This window comes from Devosia beringensis (genome assembly GCF_014926585.1).
GTDB classification, from domain to species: Bacteria; Pseudomonadota; Alphaproteobacteria; order Rhizobiales; family Devosiaceae; genus Devosia; species Devosia beringensis.
This window is the reverse complement of record NZ_CP045422.1, coordinates 1032501-1049976: the sequence shown is the minus strand read 5'-3', so window position 1 is coordinate 1049976 and position 17476 is coordinate 1032501. Positions and strand designations below refer to the sequence as shown.

Sequence of the window (17476 nt, the reverse complement as noted above, 5' to 3'; positions counted from 1 at the left end):
GTTCGAGACAGTCAAGATGGGCCGGACGCGTCTGCTCAGGGGCGAGCTTGCTGGCTCTTGGGGGACACACGCTATCCAGCCCGGGAGCCCGGTAAACCCAAAGCTCCCAGGCCGATCATCGCCAATCACGGCCTCCAAGCAAACATACAAGGGGGAGGGGCCGCTCCACTCATGGGCGTTATCTCACACCAAGCACCAAACTGACTCCTCCCCCTTCAGGGGGAGGTTGGGTGGGGGACTCCCCCTAGAGCCGGCCGGTCATCGCCCGGTCGAAGATTTCCAGCGCCAGCGTCCTGGTGAGCTGAACCGGATTGCCGCCCGCGGTGGGGTCGACAATGGCCATGTCGGCGATCAGCTCGCGCTGGGTGCCATCGACCTTGAACTCGGCCAAAGTGTGCGGCACGTCGAGCCGCATGCGCAGGCCAATAACGGCATGCTGGAACGCCTCGAAGGTCGGCGCCAGGCCGAGATAGGCCGCCAGCCGCGCAATGCGCGTCTCGATGGCGCCGCGATTGACCAGCAGCACATAGGGCATGAACACCGCATTGGTCATGCCGTGATGGGTGTCGTAGAGCGCCCCGACGGGGTGGCTGAGGGCGTGAATGGCGCCCAGGCCCTTCTGAAAGGCGGTGGCGCCCATGGCCGCCGCGCTCATCATATGGCCACGCGCTTCCACGTCATCGGGATTGGCTGCCACCTTGGGCAGGTTCTCCATGACCAGGCGGATGCCCTCAACGGCAATGCCATCGGCCATCGGGTGATAGCCGGGGGCGCAATAGGCCTCAAGGCAATGGGCCAGCGCGTCCATGCCGGTGCCGATGGTGATGAAGCGGGGCATGCCCACCGTCAGCTCGGGATCGGCAATGACGATTTTCGGCATCATCAGCGGGTGGAAGATCACCTTCTTGGTATGGGTCGTCTCGTCGGTAATCACCCCGGCGCGGCCCACTTCCGAACCGGTGCCGGCCGTGGTCGGCACGGCAATGATGGGCAGGATGCCGGCTGGGTCGGCCCGCGTCCACCAGTCGCCAATATCCTCAAAGTCCCACATCGGCCGGGTCTGGCCGGCCATGAAGGCAATGACCTTGCCGGCGTCGAGGCCCGAGCCGCCGCCAAAGGCGATCACGCCGTCATGGCCGCCATCGCGCAGCGCCTTGATGCCCGCTGCCACATTGGCAGCAATCGGATTGGGTTTGACCTCGGCGAACACCCCGACCGCAAAGCCGGCATCCTCGAGCAGCTTGATGGTGTTCTGCGTCACCGGCAGGTTAACCAGGCCCGCATCGGTCACCAGCAGCGGCTTGCTGATGCCGACGCTCCTGAGTGCCTCCGGCAGTTCGGCAATGCGGCCGGGACCGAACTTGATCGCGGTGGGATAGTTCCAGTTGGCTTTGGTCATGGGGTCACACCTGCTTCAAGTGATAGGATTTGGGCTGCGTCAGATTGGCGTAGCCGATTTCGCTGAGGCTGCCGCCCTTGCCGGTGTCCTTGACCCCGGTCCAGACCAGCGCCGGATCAAGATAGTCGCAGCGATTGGCGAATACCGTGCCGGTCTCGACCTGGGCGCCCAGCTTCGCGGCCATGTCCAGATCCTGCGTCCAGATCGAGGCGGTCAGGCCATAGGGGCTGTCATTCATCAGGGTGATGGCTTCGGCGTCGTCGGCCACCTTCATGATGCCAACCACCGGACCAAAGCTTTCCTCGCGCATTACGCTCATCTGGTGATTGACCCCGGTCAGCACCTCGGGCGGCAGATAGGGCGAACCGGCGACGTCGAGCCGGTGGCGGGTGTTGAGGCGAGCAGTGGCGCCGCCGCGCACCGCTTCCTCGGTCTGCTGCCGCACGTGATCGGCAAAGCTGCCGCGCGCCATCGGCCCCACCACGGTATCGGCATCGAGCGGATTGCCCAGCGTCCAGCCGCTGGCCGTGTCGAGAAAACCCTCTACGAAGCGATCATAGACGTCGCCATGCACATAGATGCGCTCGACGCCGCAGCAGCTCTGGCCCGAATTGAAGAACGAGCCATCGACCAGGTTTTCGATGGCGTTGTCGAGATTGGCATCGGCCCGCACATAGGCCGGATCCTTGCCACCCAGTTCGAGTCCCAGCGTGGCAAAGGTGCCCGCCGCGGCCGTTTCGATGCGGCGGCCGCCCTCGACCGAGCCGGTGAAGTTGATGTGGTCGATTTGACCCGAGCCGATCAGCGCCTCGGTATCGGCATGGCCCATGACCAGGTTCTGGAACAGGCCAGTCGGCAGGCCTGCCTGCTCTGCCGCCAAAGCAAAGCGCTCGCCCGCCAGCAGCGTCTGGCTGGCATGCTTGAGCATGACCGCATTGCCGGCCACCAGCGCCGGCACGATGGAATTGACGGCGGTGAGGAAGGGGTAGTTCCACGGCGCTATGACCAGCACGATGCCGAGGGCCTCGCGCGTGATAAAGCGGGTAAAGCCCGTCTTGGGCGGCAGCTGAACCGGCGCCAGGGCGCTGCTGGCCAGCTCGATCATATAGCGCGAGCGCTCCTCGACGCCGCGCTTCTCCCCGCCATAGCGGACCGGCCGGCCCATCTGCCAGGCCAGTTCGGGCACGATCTCGTCATTCATCAGCAGCAGGGCATCGACGAAATGGCTGACGATCTTCTGCCGCTCGGCGAGGGTGGTCTCGCCCCAGGCGCGTCGCGCCAGCTGCGCGCGGATGACCGCAGCCTCGACATCGATGCCGCTGGCCAGCGGGCGCTCGGCATAGACGCTGCCGTCGATAGGGGAGATGATCTTTACGGTGTCAGTCATGGGTCCGGACTCTTCCAATCCACGGTGTCATCCCGGCCCTGGGCCAGGATCTGTGCCGAGCGCTCAGGCTCGGTCCGGCGCGGGGGCCGGGGGTGACACCGAGTATGTCAAACATTGTGTGGCAGCAAGGAGACCTAGCTGCGCTCGAAGCCCCGCTTGAGTTCCCAATCGGTCACCCTGCGGTCATATTCAAGCTGTTCCCACTCGGCGGTGTGCACATAATGACCGATTACGTCGGCACCGAAGGCCGACTTGAGCATTTCCGAGCGCCGCAGCCAGTCGGTGGCTTCGCGCAGCGTCTTGGCGATTTCGGGCAGTTGCTCGCTGACATAGGCGTCGCCGACAAAGGCCGGCTGCAGTTCGAGCTTGTCTTCAATGCCCTTGATGCCGGCGGCGATCAGCGCCGCGATGGCGAGATAGGGATTGAGGTCGGCGCCCCCCATGCGGCACTCGACGCGGATCGATTTGGAATGCTCGCCGCAGAGGCGGAAGCCGGCCGTGCGATTGTCCGGGCTCCAGATCGCCTTGGTCGGGGCAAAGGTGCCGGCCTGGAAGCGCTTGTAGGAATTGATATAGGGCGCCAGGAAATAGGTGATGTCGCGCGCATAGGCCAGCTGGCCGGCCATGAACTGCTTCATCAGCGTGCTCATGCCGCGGTCGTCGCTGCTGTCGGGGAACATGGGTTTGCCGTCCAGATTGGCCAGCGACATGTGGATGTGGCTTGAGGAGCCGGCCAGGGCATAGTCCCACTTGGCCATGAAGGTCACCGCCTTGCCCTGGGCCCAGGCGATTTCCTTGGTGGCGTTCTTGAGCACCACATGGCGGTCGGCCATGGTCAGCGCATCGGCATATTTGACGTTGATCTCTTCCTGCCCGGGGCCCCACTCGCCCTTGGAGGATTCCACCGGAATGCCCGAGGCCTGCAGGTGCTTGCGCAGCGCCCGCATCACCCCCTCTTCCTTGGTGGTCTGGAAGATGTGGTAATCCTGGATATAGTCGCCGGCGGTCTGCGCCTTGGCATGGCCCTTCTGGCTGATGGTTCGATAGTCCTCGTCGAACAGGTAGAATTCGAGTTCGGTAGCGGCATTGGCCATGAAGCCCATGGCGGCGAGGCGCTCGATCTGGGCCTTCAGAATGGCGCGCGGGCTATGGGCGATGGGCTCGTGATGGTGGTGGTCGCTGAGATCGCACAGCACGATGGCGGTGCCCTCGAGCCAGCTGGCCTTCATCAGCGTCGTCAGGTCGGGCTTCATGACGAAGTCGCCATAGCCCTTGCCCCAGTTGGCGGCGGCATAGCCCGGCACCGGCTCCATGTCGATGTCGTCGGCCAGGAGGTAATCGCAGCCATGGGTCTCGTCCTCGGCCACTTCGAGGAAGAACTCGGCCTGGAAGCGCTTGCCGATCATGCGCCCCTGCATGTCCGGAAAGGCGACGAGCACGGTATCAATGCTGCCGGCGGCAGTGTCGGCCGCCAGATCGGCCAGCGAATAGGTCATGCTCAGTCTCCCCCTGTAAGAATGGGCGCCCGGATCACCGGGCGCCCGCCTGCAATCAGGCCTTGTGTTCGAGCGCGAATTCTTCTTCGGGCGACAGGATCAGCCGGTTGCGGCCGACCAGGGCGAAATAGGCAATGCCCACCGCGCACCACAGCACCACCCAGATCACCCCCTTGTAGAAGTTGGGATCCTGCATCTGGTAGAACAGCGTCACCGCCGCTATCAGGATGGTGACGACAGCGCCGCCAATGCCCAGCGGCGAGCGGAACGGCCGCTCCATATTGGGCTGGTTGCGGCGCAGCAGGATGAAGCTGAGCGCCTGCATGATGTAGCTCAGCATCGCCCCGAACACCGCCATGTTGAGCAGCACCGTGCCGATGATGTCGTCGCCCAGCTGGGTTTCCCCGCTGCCGCCGCCGCCATTGGCAAACCAGATGATCAGCATCACCGTCAGGCCCAGCGCGGCGCCGGCCATCATGGCGATATGCGGCGTCTTGTGCACGCCATGGGTGACCGACAGGCCGGAGGGGAAATAGCCCGCGCGGCTGAGCGAATAGACCTGGCGGCCCTGTGCGAAGAGGATGGTGTGGAACGAGGCGATGAGCCCGATCATGGCGACGAGGCCCAGCACCACGGCGCCGCTGGTGCCGTAGATGGCGCGGAAGCCGTCCAGCAGCGGTTCGCCCGACGTGCTCAGGGCATAGGCGCCGACGCCGGCCACGGACGGATTGAGCAGCATGATCATGAAGGCCGAGATCACCAGCGTGCCCATGCCCAAGAGGATACCGCGCGGCATGTCGCGCTTGGGGTCGACCGATTCCTCGGCCGCCAGCGGCAGCTGCTCGATGGCGAGGAACAGCCAGACCGCAAAGGGCAGGGTGGCCAGTACGCCGCTGAAGCCGAACGGGAAGAGCTCGCCGCCGCCTTCGGGCAGTTCGGTGCCGTCGGCCGCGATATTGAGCGCCCAGCGCGAGAAATCCATATTGGGAATGGCGCTGATCCAGAACACGATCAGCACGGCCAGCGAGGCCAGGGTAACCACCAGCGTCACCTTGAAGCTGAGGGCAACGCCATAGACGTTGAGGGCCAGAAAGATGGCATAGAACACCACCCAGATCACCGGCAGATAGGCCGTATCCAGCCCGACAATGGCGCTGAAATAGGCCGAGATGAAGGTGACCACCACGGCGGGTGTCAGCACATATTCGACATTCTCGAACAGGCCGGTGACGAAGCCGCCCCAGGGGCCCATCGAGGTGCGGGCAAACGAATAGGCAGCCCCGGTATGAGGCAAAGCCGGGCTCATTTCGGCGATGCAGAACACCAGCCCGAGATACATGATGGCGATGATGCCGGCTGCCACCATCATGCCGCCCCAGCCGCCGGTGGCAAAGCCGAAATTCCAGCCCGAGAAATGGCCCGAGATCACCGCGCCAACCCCCAGCGCCCATAGTGACCAGATGCCCGCATAGCGGGTCAGGCCGCGTTCTTCAAAATAGCTTTTGTCGCGTTTCGCATAAGCGACACTGCCGACCTTTCTGGTTTCACTCATAGTCACGTCCCCCTTTGAAAATGCCCTGGTATTGACTACACGGCCATTGCCCCCTGCCGCGCCAGACGCGCCGCCTGCAGACAACGGGCCAGCCGGGCAGACCATTGGTCCACCCCGGCCGGTTCGAGGATTTCATCATTGCGGATTTCGATCATGGTGGCGTCGAGCCCGCGCGCATCGCCATGTCTTTCGAGCGTCAGCGTCACCCCGTTGAGCGCCGCATAGGGCTGGTTCCAGCCGATATTGAGGTCGGGTGTGTCCGCCGCCAGGGCGTCATAGACGGCCTCGGTAAAGCGCGGGTCCACGCCATGGATCAGCCCGATCGGCCAGGGGCGCGCCAGCCCGTGATAGACCGGCGTGAATGAATGCATGCACACCAGGATCGTCTCCCGCCCGGCCTGGCGGCGCGCTTCGAGCAGCGTCTCGATCGAGGCATGGAACGGGCGGTGGTAATGGTCGATCCGATACTGCCGCTCCGCGGCAGTCAGGTTTTCATTGGCCGCGATGGCGGTGGCCTCCGACAGCGTCCAGATCAGGTCCGGCGCATCCAGGTCGCGATTGCAGTCGATGATCAGCCGCGACACGGTCGATTGCACCAGCGGGGCGTCCAGCAGGTCGGCCAGCCCCCGGCTCACCGCCAGCGCGCCGGGATCCCAGGCAATATGGCTGACCCGCTCGGTCATGGTCAGACCCAGGTCACCATAGCGGTCCGGAATGCGGTTGCTGGCATGGTCGCAGACGATGACGAAGGGCGATGCCCCGCGCGCATTGGTCACCAGAACCGGGCTTTGTTCGACAATGCTCACTTGGCCCCTACGCAGAATTGGTTAACTTCTGTATCAGTAGTTTCACAAATGCAAAAACTGTCAATGCTGAAAGCTCTGGTTCAGGGGGAACGATGGAGGGAAAGTCGGTTGCCGGCCGTATTCACGATGCCATCGAACGCCTGACGGCGGCCGAAAAGCGGGCGGCGCGCGGGCTGCTGGGCTCCTATCCGACGCTGGGCCTGGCGCCGGTCGCCGAGTTCGCCCTGCAGGCTGGCGCCAGCTCGGCCACGGTGCTGCGTTTCGTTGCCCAGCTCGGCTACAAGTCCTATCCCGATTTCCAGCGCGCCCTGCGCGACGAGATGGAGCAGCGCTCCAAGTCGCCTTTGCAGCGCAGCGCGAGCGGCGCGGCCCGGGGCGCCGGCGATGCCCATTTCCTCGACCATTTCATTGCCCAGGCGGTGGACAATCTGCGCGAGACCGCCGCCCTGATTCCGGCCTCCGAGTTTGAGGCGGTCTGCGCCCGGCTGGCCGACCCCCGGCGCCATTGCTGGCTGGCCGGCGGCCGCTTCAGCGATTTCCTCGCCGGCTATATGGAGGCCCATCTGCGCCTGATCCGTCCCGGCGTGCAGCGGTTCGACGGCCGGCCGGCGACCCGGACGGACCAGTTGATGGATGTCGGATCCGGCGATGTCGTCTTGCTGTTCGATGTGCGCCGCTACGACCCGGCGCTGCTGGAACTGGCCGCCGATCTGGCCGCGCGGCGCGCCCAGATCGTGCTGATCACCGATGAATGGATGAGCCCGGTCAGCCGCTTCGCCAAGCTGGTGCTGCCTGCCCGCACCGAAATGGGCCGCACCTGGGATGCCAACAATGCCCTGCTGACCCTGGTCGAAGCCGTGCTGGCGCGCACCACCGAACTGACCTGGGCGACCGCCAGCAAGCGCATGGGGGCCATCGAGCGCAGCTAGTCGGTCCGCGGCATCTTGAGAAACTGCGGACCGGTAAAGCACAGCTTGGGATCGATCTCGCCGATCGCCTTGCTGTCCTTGCCGGCATAGTCGAGCCGATCCAGCACGCTCTGGATCAGCGTGATGCGGCCGCGCCGCTTGTCATTGGTGCGGATCACCGTCCAGGGCGCGTGCTCGGTATGGGTCCGCTTGATCATTTCGTCACGGGCCAGGGAATAGTCGTTCCAGCGCGGCAGTGCCTCGAGATCGATGGGTGACAGTTTCCAAACTTTGAGCGGATCGTGGCGCCGGTCATGGAAGCGCTTGAGCTGCATTTCCCGGCCGATCGACAGCCAGAACTTGAACAGGTGGATGCCGTCTTTGGTGATGCGCTTTTCGAATTCCGGCGCTTCCTCGAGGAAATGCTCGGTCTGTTCGGGCGTGCAGAAGCCCATTACCTTTTCCACGCCCGCCCGGTTGTACCAGGAACGGTCGAACAGCACGGTCTCGGCCGCTGCCGGCAGCCAGTCGACATAGCGCTGGAAATACCATTGCGTGCGCTCGCGATCATTGGGCTTTGGCAAGGCAGCGATGATGGAGTAGCGCGGATTGAGGTTTTCCATGTAACGCTTGATGGTGCCGCCCTTGCCGGCGGCATCGCGCCCCTCGAACACGATCATCACCCGTTCGCCGGTTGCCGCCAGATGCGCCTGCAGCGTCACCAGCTGTTTTTGCAGCTCATACATCCGGGCTTCATAGTCGTCGCGATCCAGCTTATCCTCATAGGGATAGCCGCCCGACTCCATGGCGCGCTTCTTGATGGCCTTGGGGAGATCAGGATTTTCAATGTCGAAGCCGTCGATTGGGTCAGTCACGCATGTCGCTCCACTGTCATGGTCACCGTGCTATAGAGCAGCCCCCTTGTGCAAGGGGCTTGGCAACTGACTGAATCGCAAAAGCAAATGGACGAATCCCACAGCCGCCCCACCGGCCGCCGCCCCCACCCCGCTCTGTCTCGCCTGCGCGCCCATCTCGGCCTGCTGGCCGGCTGCGCTGGCGTGTTTGCCGGGCTGGCGCTGTTTGCCGGCCTGAGTCCGGCTGGCGCGCTGATCGGCTTTGTCGCCGTGGTCGCCGGTGTCGCCCTGCTGCCGGCCGCGCCGGTAACGGTCGAGGCGTCCACCGAGCCTGTGCCGGCGCCGTTGCCGGTCGTCGTGCCCGCCCGCACCGTCTCGGTCTTTGCCGATGCCCTGATCGACCCCTGCCTGGTGCTGGACCGGCGCGGCGTGCTGCTGCATGCCAATCCTGCCGCGCGCCGCCAGTTTCCCGGTGTCACCACCGGCAATCCCCTTTCCTTTTCCATGCGCAATCCTGAACTGGTGCAGGCGATCGACGCGGCCATGCGCAGCGGGGTGACGCGCAGCATCGAACTGCACGAGACCGTGCCGTCCGAAACCTGGGACAAGGTCGTGGTTGCGCCGCTCAGCCAGCCGGGCCTCGACTGGTTTGCCGATGACCACCGCCAGCTCATCGTCACCTTCCAGAGCCTGACCGACCTCAAGCGGGTCGAAGCGCTGCGCACCGACTTCATCGCCAATGCCAGCCACGAACTGCGTACGCCGCTGGCCTCGCTGCTCGGCTTTATCGATACCCTGCTCGGCCCGGCAGCCAAGGACACGGCGGCGCGTGAGAAATTCCTCGGCATCATGCGCGGCCAGGCCGAACGCATGAGCAAGCTGATCGATGACCTGCTCAGCCTCTCGCGCATCGAGATGCACCAGCATGTGCGGCCCACCGGCAGCATCGACCTGGCCGCCCTGCTGCGCGAAGTGCGCGAGGGCCTGATGACCCAGGCCAAGGCCGCCGATGTGGAAATCCGCCTCGATCTGTTTGCCGGCCCCTCGACCACCCTTGGCGACCGTGGCCAGCTCTATGAAGTCTTCGAGAATCTCCTCGACAATGCCATCAAATATGGCGCTGGCGGCAAGTTCGTCGAAGTCAGCCTGGCCCCTGCCGGACGTCCCGGCTTCCAGCACATGGTCACCGTGATCGACCACGGCCCGGGCGTCGAACCCGAACATGTGCCGCGCCTGACCGAGCGCTTCTACCGCATCGACGCCGACGCCAGCCGCAAGAAAAAGGGCACCGGCCTGGGCCTCGCCATCGTCAAGCACATCGTCAACCGCCATCGCGGCCAGCTCTCGATCAAGAGCAAGCCCGGCGAAGGCATGCGCGTGGACGTGTTTTTGCCCTGAGAGGCGTCCCTTCTTCATCCTCTCCCGTTCACGGGAGAGGGGGACCACGCAAAGCGTGGTGGAGAGGGGAGCCACATGATCGGAATCCCATCGTTAGGCCTCGCGATCGGGCAGGCGCCATCGTGCTCGCTGCCCCCCCTCCACCGCCTGACGGCGGTTCCCTCCCTCGCAGGCGGGGGAGGAAAGTTCGCTGCGGCATCGCGGTCACCAGCAACAAAAAAGGGCGCCCGCAGGCGCCCGATTTTTTTGGTATGTAGTTCGTCTCAGCGACGCTTCTTGTCGACCTGGTGATAGGCGCGCTTGGAGTGGAACTCGCAATAGGGGCCACTCTCGAGGCTGTGCTGGCCGCAGAAGTAGAAATCCTTGTGCAGCGGATCCCCGATCGGCCACTTGCAGGTGCTCTCGCTCAACTGCAGCAAGGTAAGCCGCTTGTCCTCGGGAATGAACAGTTCCTGCACCGCCGGCGCGACATAGAGCTGGTGCTCCATTTCCGGATTATGCGCCAAAGCCGTGGCGCCCATGGACTGCGGACGCTGCGGCATCGAACTACGCATCTTGCTGGCCGAACCCATATTGGAAGGGCCGGCCGATGGGCTGGCGACGCGGCGGGGGGCCGGGCGCGCTGCCGGCCGGGCGCGCGGGGCGGAATTGGTGGGTTTGGCTCGTGCTGAAAGCTTGAGGCGGTGGACTTTGCCGATCACGGCATTGCGGGTAACCCCTTCGCCCAATTGGCCAGCAATCTGGCTCGCGCTCAGCCCTTCCATCCAGAGCTTCTTCAAGGTCTCGACGCGCTCGTCCGTCCAGCCTGCCGGTTGTGCTCCTGAAACCATCGTCAAAACAGAATCCTTCATTGCGCCGCCAAAAAACCTTGGCAACCATCAAACGCTAGGCGTCGTATGTTGAATGGGTCCGCCACACGAGATATCGTGTTCCCAATGATGATGAGTTTACGCCATGCGAGGAATCAGGATCAAGAGTCGGGCGAGAGTTTCCCCGTAAATTCACTGGTTAAAATTATGCTAACGATCTTTGAGTCAAATGCGAGGCATGGCCTGTGATCATTGACTTATCTGAGAAAACTGGCCTAACTCTGCCCCGGAAACGCGCTGCGAGACAGGCGCGTTTTTGGTTTTTGTGGCGCTATTGTCACGCGTCGATCTGAACATCGTGCACAACCCCGACCTTTGAGAAGGAATTCGACCCATGTCTGCGCTCTTTGGCACCTATGCCCGCTCCGAACTCGCCTTTGAGCGGGGCGAAGGCATGCGCCTTTTTGACCAGCAGGGCCGCGATTACCTCGATTTTCATGCCGGCATCGCCGTCAATGCGCTCGGCCATGGCGACGCTCACCTGGTCAGCGCGCTCAAAAGCGCCGCCGACAAGGTCTGGCACACGTCCAATGTTTTCACCATTCCCGAGCAGGAGCGGCTCGGCCAGCGGCTGGTCGATGCCACCTTTGCGGATTCGGTGTTCTTCACCAATTCGGGCGCCGAGGCGCTCGAATGCGCCATCAAGACCGCGCGGCACTATTTCTGGGCCAAGGGTGAGGCCGATCGCACCGAGATCATCGCCTTTACCGGCGCCTTCCATGGCCGCACCATGGGCACCATCGCCGCTGGCGGCAATCCGAGCTATCTCGAAGGCTTCGGCCAGCCGCTGCCCGGCTTCAAGCACACCGCCCCTGGTGACCTCGATGCCGTCAGGGCGCTGATCGGGCCGCAGACCTGCGCCATCTTGATCGAAACCGTGCAGGGCGAGGGCGGCGTGACCGCCATGTCAACCGACTTCATGCAGGGCCTGCGCGCGCTGTGCGACGAACACGGCATGCTGCTCATTCTCGACGAGGTCCAGTGCGGCTATGGCCGGACCGGGCGCTTCTTTGCCTTTGAGTGGAGCGGCATCACGCCGGACATCGTTGCCGTGGCCAAGGCCATTGGCGGCGGCTTCCCGCTCGGGGCGTGCCTGGCCAAGGGCGAGGTGGCTGCCTCCATGGTGCCCGGCACGCATGGCTCCACCTATGGCGGCAATCCGCTGGCCTGCGCCGTGGGCAATGCCGTGCTCGACCGCATCCTGGCGCCCGGCTTCCTCGACCATGTCAACCAGATGGGCCAGAAGCTGGCCTGGCACCTGCAGCAGCTGGCGCAGAAATATCCCGACTATGTGCTCGAACTGCGCGGCAAGGGCCTGCTCGCCGGCATCAAGATCACCCCGCCGGTGCGCGACTTCGTCGCCCGGCTGCGCGACGATCACCACATGCTGGCGGTCGGCGCCGGCGACAATGTGCTGCGGCTGATCCCGCCGCTGATCGTCACCGAGGTCGAGATCGAGGAAGCCGTGGCCAAGCTGGCCGCCGCCTTTGACGCCATCGAGGCCGAGACGGCCTCGGTGCCGGCAGTAGGATAGTCACCATGCTTTTCCAGCAGGCGCGACGCCGACGATGAACGCCCACCTCCCCGCAAGCGGGGGGGCAAGGCCATGCCGCCGGCCAGCAAGCAGGCGGATATAACCCCAGCGTTACCTAAAGGAGCCCGGCCCATGACCTCGACCGGCACGCCACGGCATTTTCTCAATATCGACGATTTCGACTATGCCGAACTGCGCGGCATGCTCAATGTCGCCACCTCGCTCAAGACCCGGCTCAAGCAGGGCGACCGCCCCAAGCTGCTCGAGGACAAGGTCCTCGCCATGATCTTCGAGCGCCAGTCGACCCGTACCCGCGTCTCCTTCGATGTTGGCATGCGCCAGCTGGGCGGCGAAACCATCATGCTGTCCGGCAATGACATGCAGCTGGCCCGCGAGGAAACCCTGCTCGATACCGGCCGGGTAATGAGCCGCTATGTCGACGCCATCATGATCCGTATCCTCAGCCACGCGGACCTGGTCGAGCTGTCGGAAGGCTCGACCGTGCCGGTCATCAATGGCCTGACGCGCCGCGCCCATCCCTGCCAGGTGATGGCCGATCTGATGACGTTTGAAGAGCATCGCGGTCCGATCAAGGGCGCCAAGGTGGCCTGGGTCGGCGACAGCAATAATGTGCTGCACTCCTGGGTTAATGCCGCCGAGCTGTTCGAATGCGAACTGACCATCGCCGTGCCCGATGAATATCATCCCGAAAAGGACCTGATGCTCGATATCGAAAAGGCCGGCAAATGGGTCAAGCTGATCGAGGATCCGCGCGAGGCGGTGGAAAATGCCGACCTCATCGTCACCGATACCTGGGTCTCGATGGGTGACACCGACGCCGCCGAACGGCGCCGGGTCTTGAAACCCTACCAGGTCAACACCAGTTTGATGGGCCTGGCGGCCAAGGACGCCCTGTTCATGCACTGCCTGCCCGCCCATCGCGGCGACGAGGTGACCGACGAGGTGATCGACGGTCCCCAGTCGGTGGTGTTTGACGAGGCCGAAAACCGCCTGCATGCCCAAAAAGCCATCCTGTGCTGGGCCTTCGGGGTCGAAACGAACTAAACTGCTTCGATCTGCTGTCTGGGCTGGTCTGCAAATGGCAGCTTTCTGCGCTTCCGGTGCTCGCGTACGCATGTACGCTCCGCTCCGGTTCTTGAAAGTCACCATTTTCGGCTCAGCCCAATCAGCATCTCATCGCTGTTCGGTGCGCGCAGCCCGCAAACTCTTGCCGAGTTTGTGGGCTATACCCATTATGGCCTCGCCGACCTGAAAGCCACGTGACCACAAATGACGACGGATACGACGCCCATGACTGACAACCTGATGACGGCCCTGGGGCTCGACCGGCCGGAAAGCGGCGACGATACGGTCGTGCCCTTTACCCTCGACAAGCTCGATACCCGCGGTCGCAGCGTGCGGCTGGGCGAGGCGCTCGACACCATCCTGACCCGGCATGACTATCCCGCGCCCGTGGCCCGCCTGCTCGGCGAGGCCGTGGTGCTGGCCGCATTGATCGGCTCCTCCCTCAAATTCGAGGGCAAGTTCATCATGCAGACCCAGACCGATGGTCCGGTCAACCTGATCGTGGTTGATTTCGACGCGCCGGACGGGCTGCGCGGCTATGCCCGCTTCGATCGCGAGCTGCTGCTCAAGGCCGCCGAAGAGGGCCGCACCAGGCCGGCAGACCTGCTGGGCAATGGCCATCTGGCCATGACCATCGACCAGGGCCAGCATATGGAGCGCTATCAGGGCATTGTCGCCTTGCAGGGCAATTCGCTCGAAGAGGTGGCCCATACCTATTTCATGCAGTCCGAGCAGATCCCCACCCAGGTGCGCCTGGCCGTGGCCGAGTTCACCCAAAAGGGCGATCACCGCCCCCATTGGCGGGCCGGCGGCGTGCTGATCCAGCACCTGCCCGAGCATGGCATGTCCCATATCGCCGACCTGCCCGGCGATGGCGACTTCAACAATCCCCATACCGCCGATCCCGATTTTACCGAGGATGACGGCTGGAACGAAGCCAAGGCCCTTATGGCCACGGTCAACGATCTCGAACTGGCCGATCCCGAACTGAGCTCGGAGCGCCTGCTGTTCCGGCTCTATCACGAGACCGGCGTGCGGGTGTTTCCGCCCATGCCGGTCGTGGAGCGCTGCAGTTGCTCGGCCGATCGTATCGAGGACATGCTGGCCACCAGCTTTACCGCCGAGGATCGTGAAGAAATGGCGGTCAATGGCGAAATCGAAGTGGTCTGCGAGTTCTGCTCGACCGCCTACCACTTCAATCCGCATCAGTTCGACGTCAAGAACTGAGCCTTTGCGAGCGCGTCAGGACTGCCCCATTTCAGTCCTGACGCGCCCACCTTGCCAACCAGCACCAATCCCCGCAATATTTGCCGGTTGATTTATTGATTGTGGTCCTCACGTCAGGACCATGGGCATGGCGCGGGGCCATGCGCGGCTGTTGGGCTCAGTCGCACCAAAGACCATTCCAGATCGATCATCCAGGCAGCTTTGGGGGGCCGAGCCATGCAGATGAAGAGTGTCGTGCTACCACCGCTCTGTACGTTGACTGGCATCATCGCCATCCCGCCGCGACGGCGACGGCGACGGCGACGGCGGCGCTGATCGCCCGAGGCGCCTGCGGTGTCGGACGCGCTCGACCTGCTCCGGGCCGTGCTGGGTGAAGGCTGTGCCGATGACAAGGCAGCGCTGGCTCTGCTGGAATCCGCGCTGCAAGCCGAAACCGATCCGCTGCTCCACGCCATCATTGCCTGCGGCGTGGAGGAGACGCTGGCCATGGAGCGGGCGGCCGCCTGGGCCGGCTATGCCTTTTTCGAACGGGTACCGCACGGCCTGGTGGGCGACGTCGAGCCGCTGCAGCTCGAGGAACTGGCCGGGGTGCGGCTGTTCCGCATGCAGGTGCTCGACCGCGCGGTCGATTTCACCGCCCCCGATTTTGCCGGCCTGCTGCAGCTCCGGCGCCGCCTGCGGACCAATCCGCAGCTGCGCCAGCGCATCTGCATCCTGCCCGCCTGTGCCCTGCGGGCCTACCTCACCGCTTCCGTTTCGGACGATCTGGTCACGGCCGCCCGCCAGGGCCTCGCCCAGCGCTGGCCCTATGCCGCCGCCCAGCTCGATCTGACCGTGCCGGCCCGCTGCGCCTGCGGCCCTGGCTGGGCCAGCGCACCCGCTGGATGAAGGGCTGGATGCAGACCATCATCGTGCACAACCGCAAGCCGCTGCTTCTGGTCGACGAGATGGGTCTGGGCCCGGCTTTGATCTTTGAGGTGCTGATGCTCGGCATGATCGTGGCGCCGCTGCTGCATTGCGGCCTGGGCCTTTGCCTTGTGGCGCAACTGGCGCTGGGCGCGCCACTCTTTGACGGCCGCGGCTGGTCGGTGCTCTATACCGGCTTTCTTGTGCTGGGCTATGGCAGCACGCTGGCAGCCACGATCCTGGGGCTTGCCCGCGTGCAAAGCCTGGGTCTGATGCTACCCCAGCTCCTCCTGCCGCTCTATTGGCTGCTGATCTCGCTGGCCACGATCAGCGCCCTCACCGATCTGCTGCGCCGCCCCTTCTACTGGTTCAAAAGCCCGCACGAGCCGGTGGCAGGGCAGGGGCGCTAGACGTCAAACATCCCCAAGCGCTGCTCCCGAGCTCAGGATTGTGCCCGGAAGTGGCCCTTGGCGGCCACGCGCGTGCCAAATACCCGGTCCCGTCCGGCGGCCTTGGCGCTGTAGAGCGCGCCATCGGCCGTTTCGATCAGATCCACGGCGCTGCGCTCGATGGCATCGGGCATATAGGTGGCAACGCCGACGCTGGCGGTAATGTAGCCCTTGTCCGCGCCGGCATGGGGCAGCCTGGCCTCGGCCAGGGCGCGCCGGAAGCTTTCGGCCACCAGATAGGCGCCGTCCTCGTCGGTGTCAGGCAGGATGGCGGTGAACTCCTCGCCGCCGAACCGCGCCACCACATCGCCAGGGCGCTTGAGGCTGGCCTTGAGCAGATTGCTGACCTGGCGCAGGGCCTCGTCGCCCGCCAGGTGGCCGTAATGATCATTATAGGGCTTGAACCGGTCGACATCGACCAGCAGCAGGCTCAGCGCCGTGCCGGCCCGGCCGGTGCGGCGGATTTCGCCCTCGATGGCATCGTCGAAGGCGCGCCGGTTGAGCAGGCCGGTCAGGCTGTCGGTGCGCACCAGGTGCTTGAGCTGGGTGGTCGTGGTGTGCAGGTCAATCTCGGCCTGCTTGAAGCGGGTGACGTCGATCGCCACCACCATTGTGGTGCCATTACTGGTAGGGCGCGTGCGGATTTGCAGCCAGCGGTCATTGGCCAGGTGAATTTCGTCCTCGGACTCGCGCTGCAGATTGGCAAAGCGGCTCTCCACCCACGCGGCTGCCGCATCCTGGTCCTGGGGCGTGGACGGCTGTTCGCGCGTGGCGAGCACGGCGCGCAGGATATCGCGGTAATGCGCGCCCGGCTGGCGCAGGGCGCCGGTAAAGGGAAAGGCTTCGCGATACTGCTCGTTGCAGAGCAGCAGGGTGCCTGCGCTGTCATACATGGCCAGCCCGCCGGTCATCTCGGCCAGCGCATGGGACAGCGTGTCCCGGCTGAACACCAGGTCCTGTTCCAGCTGCCGCTTGGCCGTGATGTCGCGCGACACCCCGGCCAGGCCGATGATCGTGCCATGCCTGTCATGCAGTGGCACCTTGCTGGTTGCGTACCAGCGGACGATGCCGTCCGCCTCGGTCACCTGTTCTTCAAGGCCCAGTTGCGGTGTGCCGGACTGCAGGATCTGTTGCTCTGCCTCGAGCTGCTGGCGGGCGCGCTCGGCCGGCTGAAACGCATAATTGTCCTTGCCGATGACCCGTTTGGCATCCTCAAAGCCGAACAGTTTCGCCGTCGCCAGATTTGCCGCGGCGAACCGGCCGTGGCGATCCTTCACATAGGCCATGTCCGGCGCATTGGTGAGGGCGACGGCGAGTAACTCGCGCTCGGACGTCATTTTCCAGGCCTGCAGATAGGCCAGTCCGGCGACAATAGTGGTGGTCATGTTGAGCAGCACCGTCGGTGCCAGAACGGCCAGCAAATTCTGTGGGGTCGCACCGGGCAGCGTCAATGACGCCAATGCGGTCAGAAACGCTGACAGCACGGCCACCGCGCCCACATGCCAGGTTCGGTAGGTCGATCTGCCGACCAGCAGGTTGATCGATAGCCCCGCCAGACCGGCCAGACCAATCCCCAGCATGCCGGTAAACATGGCCGCGCCACCC

At 64.3% G+C, this 17476-nt stretch carries 15 protein-coding genes (1 of these 15 running past the window's edge); 7 read left to right on the top strand and 8 right to left on the bottom strand.

Annotated features, from left to right (window positions below; translation table 11 throughout):
• Positions 1-244: 244 nt before the first annotated feature.
• From GDR53_RS05120 to GDR53_RS05100, 5 genes are all read right to left on the bottom strand, one after another.
• Complete coding sequence (locus GDR53_RS05120) at positions 245-1399, bottom strand: iron-containing alcohol dehydrogenase (RefSeq protein WP_193337007.1); 1155 nt, start codon at positions 1397-1399, stop codon at positions 245-247.
• Positions 1400-1403: 4 nt separating this feature from the next.
• The gene (locus tag GDR53_RS05115; RefSeq protein ID WP_193337006.1) at positions 1404-2786 is read right to left on the bottom strand and encodes an aldehyde dehydrogenase family protein; all 1383 of its coding nucleotides are present in this window, start codon (positions 2784-2786) and stop codon (positions 1404-1406) included.
• A gap of 134 nt (positions 2787-2920) precedes the next feature.
• Entirely contained in the window at positions 2921-4282 is a 1362-nt protein-coding gene (locus tag GDR53_RS05110; protein ID WP_193337005.1) for a glutamine synthetase family protein, read from the bottom strand.
• Positions 4283-4337: 55 nt separating this feature from the next.
• Positions 4338-5834, bottom strand: coding sequence for an amino acid permease (locus GDR53_RS05105; RefSeq protein ID WP_193337004.1), 1497 nt, complete (start codon positions 5832-5834; stop codon positions 4338-4340).
• A gap of 35 nt (positions 5835-5869) precedes the next feature.
• Entirely contained in the window at positions 5870-6640 is a 771-nt protein-coding gene (locus GDR53_RS05100; protein WP_232846736.1) for an N-formylglutamate amidohydrolase, read from the bottom strand.
• Between the two features lie 92 nt (positions 6641-6732).
• On the opposite strand from GDR53_RS05100, the gene GDR53_RS05095 reads away from it, so the two are divergent.
• A complete protein-coding gene (locus GDR53_RS05095; protein ID WP_193337003.1) occupies positions 6733-7569 on the top strand; it encodes a MurR/RpiR family transcriptional regulator in 837 nt (278 codons plus the stop codon).
• Here GDR53_RS05095 and ppk2 read toward each other — a convergent pair.
• Positions 7566-8423: a polyphosphate kinase 2 gene (gene ppk2, locus GDR53_RS05090; RefSeq protein ID WP_232846735.1), complete on the bottom strand. Its 858-nt coding sequence runs from the start codon at positions 8421-8423 to the stop codon at positions 7566-7568. The genes GDR53_RS05095 and ppk2 overlap by 4 nt on opposite strands.
• A gap of 87 nt (positions 8424-8510) precedes the next feature.
• On the opposite strand from ppk2, the gene GDR53_RS05085 reads away from it, so the two are divergent.
• Complete coding sequence (locus GDR53_RS05085) at positions 8511-9800, top strand: ATP-binding protein (RefSeq protein ID WP_193337002.1); 1290 nt, start codon at positions 8511-8513, stop codon at positions 9798-9800.
• Between the two features lie 263 nt (positions 9801-10063).
• Here GDR53_RS05085 and GDR53_RS05080 read toward each other — a convergent pair whose 3' ends face one another.
• Positions 10064-10630 (bottom strand): GcrA family cell cycle regulator, encoded by a 567-nt coding sequence (locus GDR53_RS05080; protein WP_193337976.1) that lies wholly within the window; start codon positions 10628-10630, stop codon positions 10064-10066.
• A gap of 373 nt (positions 10631-11003) precedes the next feature.
• Between GDR53_RS05080 and GDR53_RS05075 the strand changes: the two genes are divergently transcribed.
• The 5 genes from GDR53_RS05075 to GDR53_RS05055 all read left to right on the top strand — a co-directional run bounded on the left by GDR53_RS05075 (position 11004) and on the right by GDR53_RS05055 (position 15832).
• Positions 11004-12203, top strand: coding sequence for an aspartate aminotransferase family protein (locus tag GDR53_RS05075; protein ID WP_193337001.1), 1200 nt, complete (start codon positions 11004-11006; stop codon positions 12201-12203).
• Between the two features lie 132 nt (positions 12204-12335).
• Positions 12336-13268: an ornithine carbamoyltransferase gene (gene argF / locus GDR53_RS05070; RefSeq protein WP_193337000.1), complete on the top strand. Its 933-nt coding sequence runs from the start codon at positions 12336-12338 to the stop codon at positions 13266-13268.
• A 246-nt stretch (positions 13269-13514) separates the two neighbouring features.
• Positions 13515-14516, top strand: coding sequence for an Hsp33 family molecular chaperone (locus tag GDR53_RS05065; RefSeq protein WP_193336999.1), 1002 nt, complete (start codon positions 13515-13517; stop codon positions 14514-14516).
• A gap of 333 nt (positions 14517-14849) precedes the next feature.
• Positions 14850-15404 carry a hypothetical protein gene (locus tag GDR53_RS05060; RefSeq protein ID WP_193336998.1) on the top strand — a complete coding sequence of 185 codons (555 nt, stop codon included), beginning with the start codon at positions 14850-14852 and terminating at the stop codon, positions 15402-15404.
• A gap of 8 nt (positions 15405-15412) precedes the next feature.
• Positions 15413-15832, top strand: a complete 420-nt coding sequence (locus tag GDR53_RS05055) for a hypothetical protein (protein ID WP_193336997.1) — start codon at positions 15413-15415, stop codon at positions 15830-15832.
• Positions 15833-15864: 32 nt separating this feature from the next.
• On the opposite strand, the gene GDR53_RS05050 is transcribed toward GDR53_RS05055, so the two are convergent.
• Positions 15865-17476: the 3' portion of a diguanylate cyclase gene (locus GDR53_RS05050; protein ID WP_193336996.1), read on the bottom strand. Its footprint extends 299 nt past the window's final position; the window shows 1612 of its 1911 coding nt (coding positions 300-1911); its start codon lies off the right edge, out of view; the stop codon is at positions 15865-15867.

Excerpts from the sequence above, each read along its gene's own strand:
- GDR53_RS05055 (WP_193336997.1), top strand. The coding sequence starts at position 15,413 with ATGCAGACCATCATCGTGCACAACCGCAAGCCGCTGCTTCTGGTCGAC.
- GDR53_RS05120 (WP_193337007.1), bottom strand. The coding sequence starts at position 1,399 with ATGACCAAAGCCAACTGGAACTATCCCACCGCGATCAAGTTCGGTCCC.
- GDR53_RS05095 (WP_193337003.1), top strand. The coding sequence starts at position 6,733 with ATGGAGGGAAAGTCGGTTGCCGGCCGTATTCACGATGCCATCGAACGC.
- GDR53_RS05085 (WP_193337002.1), top strand. The coding sequence starts at position 8,511 with ATGGACGAATCCCACAGCCGCCCCACCGGCCGCCGCCCCCACCCCGCT.
- argF (WP_193337000.1), top strand. The coding sequence starts at position 12,336 with ATGACCTCGACCGGCACGCCACGGCATTTTCTCAATATCGACGATTTC.
- GDR53_RS05065 (WP_193336999.1), top strand. The coding sequence starts at position 13,515 with ATGACTGACAACCTGATGACGGCCCTGGGGCTCGACCGGCCGGAAAGC.
- GDR53_RS05115 (WP_193337006.1), bottom strand. The coding sequence starts at position 2,786 with ATGACTGACACCGTAAAGATCATCTCCCCTATCGACGGCAGCGTCTAT.
- GDR53_RS05080 (WP_193337976.1), bottom strand. The coding sequence starts at position 10,630 with ATGGTTTCAGGAGCACAACCGGCAGGCTGGACGGACGAGCGCGTCGAG.
- GDR53_RS05110 (WP_193337005.1), bottom strand. The coding sequence starts at position 4,282 with ATGACCTATTCGCTGGCCGATCTGGCGGCCGACACTGCCGCCGGCAGC.
- GDR53_RS05075 (WP_193337001.1), top strand. The coding sequence starts at position 11,004 with ATGTCTGCGCTCTTTGGCACCTATGCCCGCTCCGAACTCGCCTTTGAG.
- GDR53_RS05105 (WP_193337004.1), bottom strand. The coding sequence starts at position 5,834 with ATGAGTGAAACCAGAAAGGTCGGCAGTGTCGCTTATGCGAAACGCGAC.